At 31.7% G+C, this 15438-nt stretch carries 21 protein-coding genes; 20 read left to right on the top strand and 1 reads right to left on the bottom strand.

What is annotated here, in order from left to right; translation table 11 throughout:
* The first annotated feature begins 88 nt into the window (after positions 1 to 88).
* From serS to Q4Q35_RS05305, 16 genes are all read left to right on the top strand, one after another.
* Entirely contained in the window at positions 89 to 1360 is a 1272-nt protein-coding gene (gene serS, locus Q4Q35_RS05380; RefSeq protein ID WP_303276921.1) for a serine--tRNA ligase, read from the top strand.
* Positions 1361 to 1959: 599 nt separating this feature from the next.
* A complete protein-coding gene (locus tag Q4Q35_RS05375) occupies positions 1960 to 2493 on the top strand; it encodes a GNAT family N-acetyltransferase (protein ID WP_303276920.1) in 534 nt (177 codons plus the stop codon).
* A 14-nt stretch (positions 2494 to 2507) separates the two neighbouring features.
* Positions 2508 to 4283 (top strand): tetratricopeptide repeat protein, encoded by a 1776-nt coding sequence (locus Q4Q35_RS05370; protein WP_303276919.1) that lies wholly within the window; start codon positions 2508 to 2510, stop codon positions 4281 to 4283.
* 2 nt (positions 4284 to 4285) lie between these two features.
* On the top strand, positions 4286 to 4798 hold the full coding sequence (locus Q4Q35_RS05365) for a GNAT family N-acetyltransferase (protein ID WP_303276918.1): 513 nt from the start codon (positions 4286 to 4288) through the stop codon (positions 4796 to 4798).
* Between the two features lie 2 nt (positions 4799 to 4800).
* On the top strand, positions 4801 to 5124 hold the full coding sequence (locus Q4Q35_RS05360; protein ID WP_303276917.1) for a DUF4286 family protein: 324 nt from the start codon (positions 4801 to 4803) through the stop codon (positions 5122 to 5124).
* Between the two features lie 219 nt (positions 5125 to 5343).
* Positions 5344 to 6138 (top strand): 16S rRNA (adenine(1518)-N(6)/adenine(1519)-N(6))-dimethyltransferase RsmA, encoded by a 795-nt coding sequence (rsmA, locus tag Q4Q35_RS05355; protein WP_303276916.1) that lies wholly within the window; start codon positions 5344 to 5346, stop codon positions 6136 to 6138.
* 21 nt (positions 6139 to 6159) lie between these two features.
* Complete coding sequence (gene mgtE / locus Q4Q35_RS05350) at positions 6160 to 7530, top strand: magnesium transporter (protein ID WP_303276914.1); 1371 nt, start codon at positions 6160 to 6162, stop codon at positions 7528 to 7530.
* Positions 7531 to 7603: 73 nt separating this feature from the next.
* Positions 7604 to 8560: a 2-hydroxyacid dehydrogenase gene (locus Q4Q35_RS05345; RefSeq protein WP_303276913.1), complete on the top strand. Its 957-nt coding sequence runs from the start codon at positions 7604 to 7606 to the stop codon at positions 8558 to 8560.
* Between the two features lie 174 nt (positions 8561 to 8734).
* Positions 8735 to 9145 carry a response regulator transcription factor gene (locus Q4Q35_RS05340; RefSeq protein WP_303276912.1) on the top strand — a complete coding sequence of 137 codons (411 nt, stop codon included), beginning with the start codon at positions 8735 to 8737 and terminating at the stop codon, positions 9143 to 9145.
* Positions 9146 to 9265: 120 nt separating this feature from the next.
* Positions 9266 to 9637 (top strand): VOC family protein, encoded by a 372-nt coding sequence (locus Q4Q35_RS05335; protein WP_303276911.1) that lies wholly within the window; start codon positions 9266 to 9268, stop codon positions 9635 to 9637.
* Positions 9638 to 9652: 15 nt separating this feature from the next.
* On the top strand, positions 9653 to 10162 hold the full coding sequence (locus Q4Q35_RS05330; protein WP_303276910.1) for a DUF4199 domain-containing protein: 510 nt from the start codon (positions 9653 to 9655) through the stop codon (positions 10160 to 10162).
* A 4-nt stretch (positions 10163 to 10166) separates the two neighbouring features.
* Positions 10167 to 10640, top strand: a complete 474-nt coding sequence (locus tag Q4Q35_RS05325) for a DUF1801 domain-containing protein (protein WP_303276909.1) — start codon at positions 10167 to 10169, stop codon at positions 10638 to 10640.
* Positions 10637 to 11023 (top strand): VOC family protein, encoded by a 387-nt coding sequence (locus Q4Q35_RS05320; protein WP_303276908.1) that lies wholly within the window; start codon positions 10637 to 10639, stop codon positions 11021 to 11023. The genes Q4Q35_RS05325 and Q4Q35_RS05320 overlap by 4 nt, the downstream gene beginning before the upstream one ends.
* A 28-nt stretch (positions 11024 to 11051) precedes the next feature.
* Complete coding sequence (locus Q4Q35_RS05315) at positions 11052 to 11816, top strand: sulfite exporter TauE/SafE family protein (RefSeq protein WP_303276907.1); 765 nt, start codon at positions 11052 to 11054, stop codon at positions 11814 to 11816.
* 76 nt (positions 11817 to 11892) lie between these two features.
* A complete protein-coding gene (locus Q4Q35_RS05310; RefSeq protein ID WP_303276906.1) occupies positions 11893 to 12345 on the top strand; it encodes a hypothetical protein in 453 nt (150 codons plus the stop codon).
* A gap of 87 nt (positions 12346 to 12432) precedes the next feature.
* Complete coding sequence (locus Q4Q35_RS05305; RefSeq protein WP_303276905.1) at positions 12433 to 12882, top strand: TM2 domain-containing protein; 450 nt, start codon at positions 12433 to 12435, stop codon at positions 12880 to 12882.
* A gap of 76 nt (positions 12883 to 12958) precedes the next feature.
* On the opposite strand, the gene Q4Q35_RS05300 is transcribed toward Q4Q35_RS05305, so the two are convergent.
* Positions 12959 to 13324, bottom strand: a complete 366-nt coding sequence (locus tag Q4Q35_RS05300; protein ID WP_303276904.1) for a DUF805 domain-containing protein — start codon at positions 13322 to 13324, stop codon at positions 12959 to 12961.
* Positions 13325 to 13411: 87 nt separating this feature from the next.
* Here Q4Q35_RS05300 and Q4Q35_RS05295 point away from each other — a divergent pair, with 87 nt between their 5' ends.
* The 4 genes from Q4Q35_RS05295 to Q4Q35_RS05280 all read left to right on the top strand — a co-directional run bounded on the left by Q4Q35_RS05295 (position 13412) and on the right by Q4Q35_RS05280 (position 15435).
* On the top strand, positions 13412 to 13735 hold the full coding sequence (locus Q4Q35_RS05295; protein ID WP_303276903.1) for an ArsR/SmtB family transcription factor: 324 nt from the start codon (positions 13412 to 13414) through the stop codon (positions 13733 to 13735).
* An 86-nt stretch (positions 13736 to 13821) separates the two neighbouring features.
* On the top strand, positions 13822 to 14343 hold the full coding sequence (locus Q4Q35_RS05290) for a DUF6428 family protein (RefSeq protein ID WP_303276902.1): 522 nt from the start codon (positions 13822 to 13824) through the stop codon (positions 14341 to 14343).
* The gene (locus Q4Q35_RS05285) at positions 14327 to 14818 is read left to right on the top strand and encodes a GNAT family N-acetyltransferase (protein WP_303276901.1); all 492 of its coding nucleotides are present in this window, start codon (positions 14327 to 14329) and stop codon (positions 14816 to 14818) included. Before Q4Q35_RS05290 ends, Q4Q35_RS05285 begins: the two co-directional genes overlap by 17 nt.
* Before the next feature lie 170 nt (positions 14819 to 14988).
* On the top strand, positions 14989 to 15435 hold the full coding sequence (locus tag Q4Q35_RS05280; protein WP_303276900.1) for an arsenate reductase ArsC: 447 nt from the start codon (positions 14989 to 14991) through the stop codon (positions 15433 to 15435).
* The last annotated feature ends 3 nt before the right edge of the window (positions 15436 to 15438 follow it).

Here is a 15438-nt window from a genome sequence, read left to right as displayed (position 1 = left end):
CAGGCTATTTTATTTTACAGTAAATTAAAACAATAATTGGTATAAATATTTTGTAATTCCCTAAATTTGTCGCTTAAATTTTTAAACCATGTTACAAGTTCCTTTTATTAGAGAAAACAAAGAATTGGTAATTGAACGATTAGCAAAAAGAAATATAGATGCTACTCAAATGATTCAAGATGTAATCTCCTTTGATGAAGATAGAAGACGTATCCAAACAGACTTAGATAATACGTTGGCAGAATCTAATTCATTATCTAAAGAAATAGGTAACTTGTTTAAATCTGGAGAAGTTCAAAAAGCAAACCTTTTAAAAGAGAAAACGAGCCAATTAAAAGAAACTTCAAAAGAACTCACAGAAGCACTTAGTAGTAAATCTAATGAGCTAAACGAACTGCTTTATAAAATTCCAAATATACCACATGAACTTGTGCCTCGTGGTAATTCTGATTTGGATAATGAAACCATTTTTGAAGAAGGTGAGATTCCTGTTTTGCACGAAGATGCCATGCCACATTGGGAACTGGCAAAGAAATACGATATTATAGATTTCGAACTAGGAAATAAAATCACAGGTGCGGGATTTCCAGTTTATAAAGGTAAAGGAGCGAGACTACAACGTGCATTAATTGCTTATTTTTTAGATAAAAATACAGCAGCAGGTTATACAGAATACCAATTACCACATTTAATAAATGAAGCGTCTGGTTTTGGTACAGGACAGTTACCAGATAAAGAAGGACAAATGTATCATGTCACCGAGGATAATTTGTATTTAATACCAACTGCAGAAGTTCCTGGAACTAATATTTTTAGAGATGTGGTTTTAAATGAAAGTGAATTACCCATCGCTATTACAGGTTATACGCCTTGTTTTCGACGTGAAGCAGGAAGTTATGGAGCGCATGTAAGAGGACTAAATAGATTACATCAATTTGATAAAGTAGAAATTATTCGAGTTGAGCATCCAAGTAAATCATACGAAGCTTTAGATGGCATGATTGACCATGTAAAAGGTATTTTAAAAGAATTAAAGTTACCATACAGAATTTTGCGTTTATGTGGAGGGGATACATCTTTTGCATCGGCATTAACATACGATTTCGAAGTGTTTTCTACGGCACAAGATAGGTGGTTAGAAATATCTTCAGTCTCTAATTTTGAGACTTTTCAGGCCAATCGCTTAAAATTACGTTTTAAAAATAGTAATGGTAAAAACGAATTAGCCCATACATTAAATGGAAGCTCGTTAGCACTTCCTAGAGTGCTTGCCGGGATTCTGGAAAATTACCAAACCAAAGAAGGTATTGTAATACCAGAAGTACTTCAAGCTTATACCGGATTTAGTATTATTAATTAGAAATAAATAAGCATAAGCAGTATGAAATTAAACCTTACTGTTTTGTAAGGATTTTACATTTATAATCGATTAAGTGCAAGTTTCTCATGCTGTTTAACGATTTTGTTTTGAATTTTTTTGAGTTAAGGTATATATTTTGGATGTTAGCTAGACCAAATCTATCAAACCTACTACCAACCATGAAAAACCTTAAACGCATCGTAATTTTAATTACATTAATTTTTTTCGCAAGTAAAATATTGTTTTCAGATTTCGAGATTTCAAAATCTGAAAATAAAGTAAGTGCAGTCGTGAATAAATAGAGATTAATTTCATTTATAAAACTGTCCCCAATCATGTAATTACAACGTTTTTTAATATTAACGATAATTAATGGAACATTATTTTGGTTGGTTAGTGCCCGGATTTTTATTCGGGCATTTTTTTGTAAAACCTTTAAAATTCTTAGAGGTTTTTCATTACATTCAGAATAACATTTTTTAGACCGCTCCCTATTTTATATTGTGTAGTTTCTATGTGATTTTAAAAATTCTAAATATTTACAATATCTACACATCACATTTCTTATATTTACAGTACCTACTTAAGTAGCTGCTTAGATGAAATATTTACTTGAAGAGGAAGAAACAGATAGAATTTTATTTAGGAAAATAGACCCATCAGATTTTAATATGTGGTTAGAATTTTTCAAAAATCCTAAATCATTTAAATATTGGATTTCTGAATTGGAAAAACCCGAAATTGAATGTGAAAAATGGTACGAAAAGCAACATTATAGATATAAGAATGGCTTAGGAGGAATGAATGCCTTAATTGAAAAAGAAACAAATAAGCTTGTTGGACATTGTGGATTGCTGATACAAACAGTCGATAATAAGCCTGAAGTTGAGATAGGATATTCAATTTTACCAAAATTTTGGAATCGAGGTTTTGCAACAGAATCGGCTAAGAAATGTAAAGATTTTGCTTTTAAAAATGATTTAACAAATTCAATAATTTCTATAATTAGTTTAACCAATAAACCTTCAGAGAAAGTTGCCGTAAAAAATGGCATGCGAATAGACAAGGTAACAGAGTACAATAATAATAAAGTTAATATTTTCCGAATTAATAAAACAGAATGGAATAAATAATAAGGCAAAAACCGATGAGAATTATTGTTATTTTATTAATATTTTTTAGCACATCTATATATGCACAAGGTGATATTCTTGCAAAGCAATATTTCAAGAAAGGCAACTTTCAAAAAGCATTATATGAATATGAAAAGTTATATGCTAAATCTCCTTCCAATATTAATTACATCAATCAGATTGTAACTACACATCAACAATTAGAACAATATGATGAAGCCGAGGCATTTTTGTTAAAACAAATAGAACGAGTTAATTACGCTGCATTTTTAGTAGAGTTAGGATATAACTATCAGCTTAAAAACGATTTAGAAAATGCGACTATTAATTACAAAAAAGCCATTGCCAGTATAGACGCAAGAGCCAGTAATGTGTTTTCTGTTGCCAGAAGTTTTCAAAACCATACACTTTTAAAAGAAGCAGCGATATCTTATGAAAAAGCAATGGAATTAAATCCGGATTTTAATTTCAACCTGCAATTGGCCAAGATATACGGAGAACAAGGAAACATAGAAAGAATGTTTACAGGTTATATTCATTTTGTAGAATCTAACCCTGCCGGTTTAAGAAATATTAAGAGAGAAATTAACGATTTTATAAGTGAGCATAGCGATAATGAAAACAATATAATATTTCGAAAAATTTTACTTAAAAAAATTCAGCAAGAACCTAATTTACTTTGGAATGACATGTTGAGCTGGTTGTTCATTCAGCAAAAAGATTTTAAAAAAGCATTTATTCAAGAAAAGGCTATTTTTAATAGACAGCCAGATAATTTAAATAGAATTCAAGAGTTGGCAGTAATAGCTTCTAACGAGAACGAAAGTGAAGTAGCAAAAGAAGTTTTTGAATACATCATTGAAACTGCACAAAATACAGATACCATATTAAAAGCACACTACAATTTACTTCAATTAGAAACGAAAGAAAGCTCAAAAGAAAATTACAGTATTATTAGTGCTAAATATTTAGAGTTATTTAAAGAATTTGGAGTGTTTTCTCAAACCCTAAAACTACAAATAGCATACGCCCATTTTTTGGCGTTTTATATGAATGACACCAAAAAAGCAACCACATTTTTAGAAAACACATTAAAGTTACCACTAGCTAAATTACAGAAAGCAGAAGTGAAATTAGAGTTGGGAGATATTCTTATGTTGCAAGAAAAGTTTAATAAAGCTTTAATTTATTACACACAAATTCAACGCAATTTAAAAAATAGTACCATTTCGCAAGAAGCACGATACAGAGTAGCAAAAGCAAGTTATTTTAAAGGAGATTTTAAATGGGCAGAATCACAACTTAAAATTTTAAAAGCTTCAACCTCGCAACTTATTGCCAATGATGCGCTTTATTTAAAACTACTTATTTCTGATAATAAATATGAAGACTCTTTGCAAACAGCTCTAAAACTTTATGCCAAGGCCGATTTATTGGCCTTTCAAAACAGGAATGAAGAATCTATAATGTTATTAGATAAGATTTTAGATGAACATAAAACCGAACCTATCATAGCCCAGGCTTTATATAAACAAGCCCAATTATTCGAAATTAAAAAGCAATACGAAAAAGCAGCAACTAACTATAATGCAATTATTGCTAATTATAGAGATGGCATTTTAATAGACGATGCTTATTTTAAGTTGGCCAATATTTATGAAAACCAATTGAATCTTCCTGAAGAGGCAAAAGCCTTATATGAGTTAATAATCTTTAATCATGCCGATAGTATTTATTTTGTAGATGCTAGAAAACGATATAGAGCGTTGCGGGGTGACGCTATTAATTAGCTATGATAATAACAGAAACCGAACGCTTACTTATCTCTAAATTTACGCTAGAGGATGCACCATTTTTTTTAGAACTGACAAATACACCTAATGCACTTAAATATATAGGTGATAAAAATTTAAAAAGTGTTGAAGATGCAGAAACGTATCTAAAAAATAAAACTATTAAAAGTTATCATGATTTTAATTTCGGATTTTACAAACTTGAACTGAAAGAAGAAAAGAACAAGCCTATAGGAACTTGTGGGCTTGCAAAACGGAAAGAACTGGATGGTGTAGATCTTGGATTTGCCTTTCTTCCTCAGTATGAAGGTAGAGGTTTGGGGTATGAAGCCTCAAAAGGAATAATGACGTTAGCAAAACAGACTTTTAAATTAGATAAACTTATAGCAATAACAGTTCCATATAATAAAAACTCGATCAAGTTATTAGAAAAGTTGGGCTTTGCTTGTGAAAAAAGAGTAAAACTTTTTGAAGATGACGAAGAACTTCTGTTATTTGCAAAAAAAATGTAAATATGATTATATACAATGTGACCGCAAACATAGATGAATCCATTCATGACGAATGGTTAACATGGATAAAAGAACATATCCCCCAAGTACTAGCTACCGGGAAATTTGAAAAAGCGACACTAACCAGAGTTTTAGTAGAAGAAGATATGGGAGGTATAACATATTCCATTCAATATAGATCATATTCCCGTGAAGCTTTAGATGCCTATTATAAAGAAGATGCCGAAAAATTAAGAGCTGATGGTATGAAAAAATTCGCAGATAAAATGTTAGCCTTTAGGACAGAACTAGAAATTATTGACGAATATACCGTAAACTTTAACTAGTTTGTCATTCCTGCGAAAGCAGGAATTTCATGAAGAAATAGAAACCATCTTGTCCATATTTTGATATAAATCTACTCCTTCCCTTATTTTAAGAGAAGGTAGGTTTAAACGCATATACGTTTAAAGAGGGAAGAGTTAAAAAACAAACTCTATAATACACCACGCCATCGGTTTTAAGTTTCATATCTTCGTATGTCGTAATAAAATATTCGTGAATTCGTGGCATATAACCCAAATCAACATCAAGTAAAAGCAAAAAAGTATTTAGGGCAACATTTTTTAAATGACGAATCCGTTGCACAAAAAATTGCCGATACACTTACTTTAAAAGAGTATAAAAATGTTTTAGAGATTGGTCCAGGAATGGGTGTATTAACGAAGTATTTACTAAAAAAAGAGATCGCGACTTATGTGATAGAAATAGATACAGAATCTGTAGCGTATTTACAAGCCAATTATTTAAACTTGGCTCCAAGAATAATAGAAGAAGATTTTTTAAAGTACGATTTAAATAATGTCTTTAATCAAGAAGCGTTCGCCATTATAGGCAATTTTCCATATAATATATCTACACAAATAGTTTTTAAAACTTTAGAAATGCGCGACCAAATTCCCGAATTTTCTGGAATGTTTCAAAAAGAAGTAGCGCAGCGAATTTGTTCTAAAGAAGGCAGTAAAGTATATGGAATTCTATCGGTTTTAACCCAGGCCTATTATGATGCCGAATATTTATTTACGGTACCACCAAATGTTTTTAACCCACCGCCAAAAGTAGAATCTGGTGTATTACGGCTTATCAGAAAAAAGGATTATACATTACCCTGTGATGATGCATTATTTTTCAAAGTAGTAAAAGCAGCCTTCCAACAGCGTAGAAAAACACTTCGTAATAGTTTAAAAACGTACAATTTATCAGATAATTTAAAAGCAAATGTTATATTTGGCAAACGTCCCGAACAATTAAGCGTTCAAGAATTTATAGAACTCACACAATTGATCGAAAAAGACGTATAGAATCTTTTAAACGTTCCTTTTTTGTCTGAAGAAAAAGAAAACATACAATTCCAACTCACTAATGAGCTCATTGAGCAAGTAGAATTATTAGTCGAAACACAAAACGACAAAGAACTACAAAAGCTTTTAAAAGAGTTTCACTACGCAGATATTGCTGAGATTTTAGATGAACTAAATTTAGAAGAAGCCGTATATGTTATAAAGCTTCTGGATTCTGAAAAAACTTCGGATGTATTAACAGAACTTGATGAGGATAATCGGGAAAAAATATTAAAAAACTTATCTGCAAAAGAAATTGCTGAAGAAATCGAAGAGTTAGATACCGATGATGCAGCAGACCTTATTGCAGAACTACCAGAAGAACGACAGCAAGAGGTTATCTCGAAAATTGAAGATGAAGAGCATAAGGCAGAGATTACAGAGCTTCTAACTTATGATGAGGATACCGCAGGAGGACTCATGGCGAAAGAGCTTGTAAAAGTTTATGAAACCTGGACGGTTGCTGGGTGTTTACGACGCATTAGAGGGCAGGCTAAAGAAGTAACCAGAGTACATTCTATTTATGTGGTGGACAAACAAGAAAAACTAATTGGGCGCTTATCTTTAAAAGATCTCATTGTTGCGAAAAGCGACAAAAAAATCGCAGATATTTATATCTCGAATGTAGATTATGTTAAAGTAAATGAAGATGTTGAAGACGTTGCTAAAGTCATGGCTAAGTACGATTTAGAAGCCATTCCGGTTGTTGATGAAAATCAGATTTTATTAGGAAGAATAACCATTGATGACATTGTAGATGTTTTAAAAGAAGAAGCAGATAAAGATTATCAATTAGCAGCAGGTATTACACAAGATGTCGAGGCTGATGATAGCATTTTGGAGCTTACCAAAGCGCGATTACCTTGGCTTGTTTTAGGATTGTTTGGAGGTTTAGGAAGTGTGTTTATCATGAAAGATTACGAACACATTATGGATACCGTTCCTTCTCTATTTTTCTACACGCCTTTAATTGCAGCTATGGCTGGAAACGTTGGTGTACAATCTAGTGCCATCATAGTTCAAGGTTTAGCAAACGACATCGTTAAAGGGAGCCTTTTAAACCGTTTATTAAAGGAAGTTGGACTAAGTTTAATCAATGGTTTTGCGTTAGCACTTTTAGTAATCCTATTTGGTTTAATTATTGGGCAAGATTCGCTTGAGAGTTTAGCCATTGCAGTTTCAATGATGTCTGTTATTGTTGTTGCCGCCTTGGTAGGTACATTTGTTCCAATTATTTTAGACAAGAGAGGTATCGATCCGGCAATCGCAACGGGGCCTTTCATAACAACAAGTAACGATATTCTTGGAATCTATTTATTCTTTGTACTTGCAGGTTTAATCATTGGTTTTTAAATGTCTTAGCTTTTGTATCTTTATAATATGCAAGTAATCTTCATTAACCTTAATAATAAATCCAAAAAACATTTTGAAAATACTTCATCTGGACACCAATCATGAACTAATGATTAACCAACTTAGTGATCTGGGCTTCACAAATCATGAGGACTATACATCATCAAAAGAAACAATTGAAGCAAAGATTAAAGAGTACGATGGTATTATTTTGCGAAGCCGTTTTACTATCGATAAACAATTTTTAGATGCAGCAACAAAGCTTAAATTTATAGGTCGGGTAGGTGCTGGTTTAGAAAACATAGATTGCGATTATGCCGAAAAAAAAGGAATCGCTTTAATTGCAGCCCCCGAAGGAAATAGAAATGCCGTAGGAGAACATGCGTTGGGGATGGTACTATCTTTATTTAATAAGCTCAATAAAGCAGACATAGAAGTTAGACGAGGTAAGTGGTTACGTGAAGATAATCGAGGCATAGAACTCGATGGAAAAACAGTAGGTATTATTGGTTATGGGAATATGGGAAAAGCTTTTTCTAAAAAGTTACGTGGTTTTGATGTTGAGGTACTTTGTTACGATATTAAAGAAGGTGTAGGAAATAATGATGCGAGGCAAGTATCATTAAAAGAATTCCAAGAAAAAGTAGATATAGTAAGCTTACACACCCCACAAACACCCTTAACTTTAAACATGATAGATGAATCGTTTATTAATCAATTTAAAAAACCATTTTGGTTTATAAATACAGCACGAGGTAAAAGTGTGATGACCAAAGATTTAGTTTCAGCTTTAAAATCTGGTAAAGTATTAGGAGCAGGACTTGATGTTTTAGAATATGAGAAAGTATCGTTCGAAAACTTATTTAAAAAAGATATCGCATCGGGTGAAGCGGAAGTGCCAGAAGCCTTTCAATATTTAATTAATGCGCAAAATGTTATCTTATCGCCGCATGTTGCTGGTTGGACAATTGAAAGCAAAGAGAAATTAGCACAAACTATAGTCGATAAAATTAAGGCAAAATTTTGCTAGATTTAACGGGTCAGAGCAATTTTAACAGCTTCTAACTTAGAATAAATGTCAGGTTGAGCGCAGTCGAAACCTATTTAAACTTGCAAATTTTAATGACCTTTCGACTGCGCTCAAGGTGACATACAAATAATTTAATATGAGTAATTTTTTACCCTAACTCGTTAAATTTAGTATATGAAAAAAACAATTTTAGTTTTTACACTTTTAATTGTCTCTCTATATACTCTTTTCAGGGTTAGTAAATACTCTTTAATTCTGGGAGAAACTTCAATAGAGTTTATTATAATAACTATTGCCGTTATATTTTTTATTATAGGTGTATATATTAATAAAAAGAGTCTTCACAAATCACGAAATATTTCCGAGGAAATCAATCATCAAAAAATTAAAGAAATGGAAATTACCTCTCGTGAGTATGAAGTACTTCAAGCCATTTCAAAAGGGTTATCAAATAAAGAAATTGCCGAAAAATTATTCCTATCAGAAAGCACCATCAAAACTCACGTTTCTAATTTATTAGTAAAACTTAATGCAAAAAGGCGTACACAAGCCATACAAATTGCAAAAGACCATAAGATTTTATAGTTTTAGAACTAAAGTATTAGATATTTGGTACTTTAGTATGAAGCCTGTTTTCGTAATCACCAGTAGCTTTATACCGGTAAATTAATAAGATTTCATTAATTATTTTAAAAATAAACCAGTATGACATTAGGAGCATTTTCGGTAAGCTTAAGCGTTAAAGATATTAACGTTTCAAAAGTATTTTATGAAAACCTGGGGTTTAAGGTTTTCGCAGGCGATTTAGAAAGAAATTATCTCATTATGAAAAATGGAAATGCTTTAATAGGACTTTTTCAAGGTATGTTTGAGGATAATATTTTAACCTTCAATCCCGGTTGGGATGAAAATGCCAATACATTAGATGCTTTTACAGATGTTCGAGATATTCAAAAACATTTAAAAAGCAAAGAGGTTAAATTTGAAAATGAAGCAGCCGAAAACTCTACAGGTCCGGCAAGTTTTGTTATAAAAGACCCTGATGGTAATGCTATTCTTATCGATCAACACGTTTAATGTAATCTAGAAATTATGCAAAAAACGATTAAGAAATTTGGTGGTTATGCAGCTTTGGTTGGAGGGCTTTTATTTATTGGCGGACATTTTTTCGATTGGGGTATAGGTTTTGGGGTTTTAGAAATTTTTGGCTATACAGCCATTTTTGCCTCACTGTCTTTTGTGTTTTTTGGAATAAAACATTTTAGAGACCAAATAAATAATGGCACTATTTCATTTAAAAAAGCATTGCTTATTGGTTTAGCAATTTCGGCAATTTCAGGTATGGTAATTGGTCTTCTGGATGTGATTTACGTAACTATGATTAACCCCGATTTTGTTGTCGAATACAAGACATATGCTTTAGAAGGTATGAAAAACACCTTATCGGCAAATGAATTTGAAAAAGAAAAGGCAGTATTGGAAGAACAAATGAAATTATTTGAAAGTCCTGTCTTTGCTTGGGGTATTATGTTTATAACCATATTTGCAATAGGAACTATTGTATCTTTAATATCATCCTTATTCTTACAACGCAAAAACTAACATCATGCAATCTAATGCCACATCACCACAACAATATTTAGACGAATTACCAGAAGACAGAAAAGAACCCATTAATGCATTAAGGCAGCAAATCTTGGAAAACCTACCGAAAGGTATGGAAGAACAAATGAATTATGGCATGCTAGGTTATGTTATACCACATTCTGTATACCCAGATGGCTACCATTGCGATCCTAAATTGCCATTACCATTTATGAATTTAGCGTCACAAAAGAATTTTATAGCGGTTTATAGTATGGCGCTTTATGCGAAAAAAGAGTTGTTGGATTGGTTTACCTCAGAATATGCTAAACAATGTAAGTATAAGTTAGATATGGGGAAAAGTTGTATTCGTTTTAAAAAGATGGACGATATCCCTTCTAAATTAATAGGAGAACTTACTGGAAAGGTTGACGCAAAAGAATGGATAAATATTTATGAAACATCTGTAAAAGATAATAGAAAAAGAAAGAAATGAAAAAACGTGTAACAGGAATAGGAGGCTTATTTTTTAAAGCTAAAGACCCAAAAGCATCAAAAGATTGGTACAAGAAACATTTAGGGTTTAATACCGACGATTACGGTTGTACTTTTTGGTGGAAAGATAAAGAAGGAAACGATTGTTCTACACAATGGAGTCCATTTTCTGCAGATACCAAATACTATGAACCATCTAAAAAAGACTTTATGTTTAATTATCGTGTAGAAAATTTACATGAGTTACTTAAAGTTTTAAAAGAAGAAGGGGTAACTATTGTTGGAGAGGTTGAAGAGTATGAGTATGGGAAATTTGGTTGGATTTTAGATAATGATGGCAACAAAATTGAACTTTGGGAACCAATAGATAAAGCCTTTTTGTAATTTAGCCCTAAGATTTAAGCATAAATAATTGACTTATTTAGAAATACTACAATCATATAATTTAACTGCATTACGATGGACTGCCATTTTTTTTGCAGTTTTTTTGTTGGGTTTATCCAAGTCAGGAATTAAAGGCATAGGTATTATAATAGTAGTTATACTAGCCTTTGTTTTTGGCGAGAAAGCATCCACAGGAGTGTTGCTCCCCATGTTAATTACAGCCGATATTTTTGCAGTGATATATTATAATAGACATGCACAATGGAAGTATATAAAAAAATTAATGCCATGGATGATTGTAGGTGTTTTAATAGGTGTATGGGTAGGAAATGATATTTCTGAAGTACTATTTAAAAGAATAATGGCAGTTATTATAATTGGTTCTGTATTAATTATGTTTTATACAGAAAATAGAAAAAAGACAAGCGTACCAACCAATAAATGGTTTTCAGGCACCACAGGGTTTTTAGCAGGGTTTACAACCATGGTGGGTAATTTAGCAGGGCCAATTTCTAATATTTATTTTTTGGCGATGCGTTTACCAAAAAATGAATTTATAGGAACTGCGGCATGGTTATTTTTCATTATAAATGTATTTAAGTTACCCTTTCATTTTTTTGTTTGGAAAACAGTTACTAAAGAAACCCTTGTTTTAAATACTGTTTTAATTCCAGCAATAATCATTGGTTTTTTTCTCGGAGTAGCTATCGTAAAATTAATTTCGAATATAAATTATAGGCGATTTATATTAATTGTTACAGCTATAGGTGGCGTTATCATGCTTTTTAGGTAAACTCTAAAACCCTTTTCCTGTAACATTTGTATAAGTTAATAGACATATAAACTGAATACGTTAAAGTGAAAAAGTTATGTCTGATGAATCTAAAAATAATCAACCGAATGATAAAGTTTATGACGCAGAAGTTATAAAAGGTGATTCGAAGGGTAAAGATCATGTTAATGATAAAGCAGAAAAGTTAAAAGCAGAAGCCAAAGAGATTTACTATAAAACAAAAGAAAAAACAAATGTGCTTTTTGGAGAAGCAAACGAAAAATTAGAAGACTTCACAGAAATAGCAAAAGAAAAAGGAGTAAAACTCTCTGTAGAAGCCAGAGAAAAATATACTGAAGCCAAAGAAAAGGTAAAAGAATTTGCAGAAGAAGCAGGAGAGGAGTTAGATAAGGTTGCTGAAAAGACGACTGAATTAGTAGATGAAACCAGCAATAAATTAGAAGAATTTGCAGAAGAAGCCAAAGACACACTATCTGAAGTGTCAAAAAAAACAAAAAGCTTTCTAAAAAAGGTTTTCGATAAGAATTAAACCGTTAACTATCTGTTATAGTGGTGTTTTCATAAATGAATTTAAATTTTTATTACCTTTATATTTTAACCAAAATTATAAAATATTATGTCTGATGAAAAGAATTTAAGCGACGACCTAAACGATATGTTAGGTGATGCTAAGGAAGGGGCAAAAAAAGCAGCTGATAAAGCAGGCGAATTTGCCGAAGAAGCAAAAGAAAAGGCAAAAGAAACATTTGAGGATGTTAAAGAATCTGCTTCCGATTTTGCTGATGGTGCCAAAGAAACTTTTGATAATATAACTGGTGAAAATAAAAAAGTATTAGCAGGAATTTTAGCTATTTTATTTGGTACAATTGGTGTACATAAATTTGTTTTAGGATATCATAAGGAAGGTATTATATTATTAGTATTGGCTGTATTAGGAGTTTTTACTTGTGGATTAACATCAGGAATTGCCTGGGCAGTTGGTGTTATTGAAGGGATTATTTATCTTACCAAATCTGACGAAGAGTTTTATAACACTTATCAAGTAGGTCAAAGACCTTGGTTTTAATCGATCGTTATTTAAAATATAAGAAAGCCAGAAATTAAATTTCTGGCTTTCTTTCTATAATAGAAGTATAAAATACTTATTTTTCTTGACCAATTAAGTCTATTTCTTCAGCATCAGACTTTGGGTTTGGTCCCCATTTGTTTGATCCAGCTTCACTATCTGTACAAGCTAAAATTAAATTGTAAAAAGGAATTAGTAAAAACCAACCACTTTTTCCGGCGTCGTGCATTCTTCTCACACCTACTGCTAATGAAGGAATCATAATTGCAAAAAAATAAATAACATATAATGTTATTAAAAAAGGCATTTCTAATCCTATAGCAAGAAATAAAAGTCCATAAATAATAATAATATTGAACAAGGAAAACATCCAATATTCTTTTCGTCTGGCTCTTCCAGAAAAAGTTGCGTACTGCTTCAGTGCGTTTAAGTACCAATTCATAATAATGTAATTTGGGGTTAATAAAACCAAATATAGTTTTTTTATTTAAGTTTATTATCGTAATATTGCAATATATAAATAAAAGCAATGGGAATTACTAAAAATCAAATATTTACAGATAAGCAAAATGACCTAGCTCAGTTTTTTAAAGTTTTAGGTCATCCTGCTAGGGTTGCTATTTTGCAATACATTAGTAATCAAAATGCGTGTATTTGTAACGATTTAGTTGAAGAAATAGGATTAGCACAAGCCACTATCTCTCAACATTTAAAAGAACTTAAAAGTATAGGGCTGTTACATGGTGAGGTAGAAGGTAAAAGTATGTGCTATTGTATTAATATTGAGCGATGGACAGCTATTCAAAATCAATTAAATTCATTTTTTAATACAACAAAATCAAATTGTTGCTAAATGAAGAATAATTTCTTGAGATTTACTCTCAAGGTTTCTGTTAAAATTGTCATTCCCGTGAAAATGGGATCTAAATCTAAATAAATATGAAAACACAAGAGTTATTTAAAGTATTAGAGCAAAATCAAGACAAATCATTATTGTTTGAATATGCGCCAAATTTATTGGTTGGAGCTAATTATCATATAACCGAAGTTAAACATTTAGCTGTTGATTCTATAGATTGCGGTTCCCAGGCAGATGCTTGGAAAGAAACAGTCATTCAGCTTTGGGAAAGTCCAAAAGAGTTAGGCAAAACAGAATATATGTCAGTTTATAAGGCTTTGGCTATTTTAAATAAAGTAGGCAAAATGAAACCCTACGATTTAGATGCCGAGGTTAAGTTTGAATATAGCAATGCAACATTTCATACAGCACAACTATTTGTTAACGATTTCGAAATAAAAGAAAACAACTTAATAGTTAAATTAGCCATTGAAAAAACGGATTGTAAAGCAAAAGAACTTTGTGGTGTTTCGACCCCACATAATGAGAAAGTGTCCGAATCTTTAGAAACAGTATCGGCAAGCGCAGAACCTTGTTGTTCTCCTGATGGAAATTGTTGTTAGGACGTTAACAAAAAATGATTGGAGTTCCGTTTCAAAAGTTTATAAAGAAGGGATCGCTACTAGAATAGCCACTTTTGAAACGGAGGTTCCTAATTGGAATCAATGGGACGCTAAGTATTTTTCTATTTGTAGATTCGTAGCTACAATAGACAGTAAAGTTGTAGGATTTGCAGTTTTAGCGCCGGTATCAAAACGGCAGGTTTATAAAGGAGTTGCAGAGGTTAGTGTATATGTTTCAAAAGCATTTAAAGGAATGCATGTTGGCGAAACATTATTAAAAAAAATAATTAATGAAAGTGAAGCTAATGGAGTTTGGACCTTGCAGGCTAGTATTTTTTCAGAAAACACAGCAAGTATTAATTTACATTTAAAATGTGGATTTAGAGTTGTTGGTATTCGAGAAAAAATTGGACAATTAGATGGGGTATGGTATGACAATCATTTTCTAGAAAAAAGAAGTAGTAAGATAGATTAATGTTAGGCAGGGATTAGCCTAGAGGCTTAAGACTATTTAGTTGTATGGCTTAAGTTAATTTGTCATTTAACTAATAAAAACGGGTTAAAATAGAGGTCTATTTTAAATAAAAGTTTAATTAATAATTGTGATTTCTCTCCTTTGGAGAGATGTCTGAAAGACAGAGAGGAATGAAAAACATTTTAGTATTGTGTACAGGTAATTCGTGTAGAAGCCAGATGGCACATGGTTATTTAAATCATTTTTTAGATAACAGAAGCGTAAACGTATATAGCGCAGGAATAGAAACCCATGGTTTAAACCCGGGAGCATTAGCTATTATGAAAGAAGATGGAATTGATATTTCTCACCACACGTCAAATCATGTAGATGAATATGAAGATGTTAATTTTGATTATATCATAACTGTATGCGATCATGCGAATGAAAACTGTCCATTTATACCAAGTAAAAATGCGTTGCGTTTACATCATAATTTTTTCGATCCATCAAAAGTAACTGGTACTGAAGAGGAAAAACATGTTGCATTTTTAAAAGCCAGAGAAGAGATTAAGGGTTATTTTAAAGATTTCGTTGAAGAGTATTTAGAGTTTGATTTTTTGCTTAAGGAAAATTAGAGA

Source organism: Flavivirga aquimarina, from assembly GCF_030540835.1.
Lineage (GTDB): Bacteria > Bacteroidota > Bacteroidia > Flavobacteriales > Flavobacteriaceae > Flavivirga > Flavivirga aquimarina.
This window is presented reverse-complemented; position numbering and strand designations above follow the sequence as displayed.

Excerpts from the sequence above, each read along its gene's own strand:
- Q4Q35_RS05320 (WP_303276908.1), top strand. The coding sequence starts at position 10,637 with ATGAAAAAACGTGTAACAGGAATAGGAGGCTTATTTTTTAAAGCTAAA.
- Q4Q35_RS05290 (WP_303276902.1), top strand. The coding sequence starts at position 13,822 with ATGAAAACACAAGAGTTATTTAAAGTATTAGAGCAAAATCAAGACAAA.
- Q4Q35_RS05370 (WP_303276919.1), top strand. The coding sequence starts at position 2,508 with ATGAGAATTATTGTTATTTTATTAATATTTTTTAGCACATCTATATAT.
- Q4Q35_RS05295 (WP_303276903.1), top strand. The coding sequence starts at position 13,412 with ATGGGAATTACTAAAAATCAAATATTTACAGATAAGCAAAATGACCTA.
- Q4Q35_RS05335 (WP_303276911.1), top strand. The coding sequence starts at position 9,266 with ATGACATTAGGAGCATTTTCGGTAAGCTTAAGCGTTAAAGATATTAAC.
- Q4Q35_RS05325 (WP_303276909.1), top strand. The coding sequence starts at position 10,167 with ATGCAATCTAATGCCACATCACCACAACAATATTTAGACGAATTACCA.
- Q4Q35_RS05280 (WP_303276900.1), top strand. The coding sequence starts at position 14,989 with ATGAAAAACATTTTAGTATTGTGTACAGGTAATTCGTGTAGAAGCCAG.
- Q4Q35_RS05305 (WP_303276905.1), top strand. The coding sequence starts at position 12,433 with ATGTCTGATGAAAAGAATTTAAGCGACGACCTAAACGATATGTTAGGT.
- serS (WP_303276921.1), top strand. The coding sequence starts at position 89 with ATGTTACAAGTTCCTTTTATTAGAGAAAACAAAGAATTGGTAATTGAA.
- Q4Q35_RS05360 (WP_303276917.1), top strand. The coding sequence starts at position 4,801 with ATGATTATATACAATGTGACCGCAAACATAGATGAATCCATTCATGAC.
- Q4Q35_RS05310 (WP_303276906.1), top strand. The coding sequence starts at position 11,893 with ATGTCTGATGAATCTAAAAATAATCAACCGAATGATAAAGTTTATGAC.
- Q4Q35_RS05300 (WP_303276904.1), bottom strand. The coding sequence starts at position 13,324 with ATGAATTGGTACTTAAACGCACTGAAGCAGTACGCAACTTTTTCTGGA.
- Q4Q35_RS05365 (WP_303276918.1), top strand. The coding sequence starts at position 4,286 with ATGATAATAACAGAAACCGAACGCTTACTTATCTCTAAATTTACGCTA.
- Q4Q35_RS05285 (WP_303276901.1), top strand. The coding sequence starts at position 14,327 with ATGGAAATTGTTGTTAGGACGTTAACAAAAAATGATTGGAGTTCCGTT.
- Q4Q35_RS05330 (WP_303276910.1), top strand. The coding sequence starts at position 9,653 with ATGCAAAAAACGATTAAGAAATTTGGTGGTTATGCAGCTTTGGTTGGA.
- Q4Q35_RS05340 (WP_303276912.1), top strand. The coding sequence starts at position 8,735 with ATGAAAAAAACAATTTTAGTTTTTACACTTTTAATTGTCTCTCTATAT.
- Q4Q35_RS05375 (WP_303276920.1), top strand. The coding sequence starts at position 1,960 with ATGAAATATTTACTTGAAGAGGAAGAAACAGATAGAATTTTATTTAGG.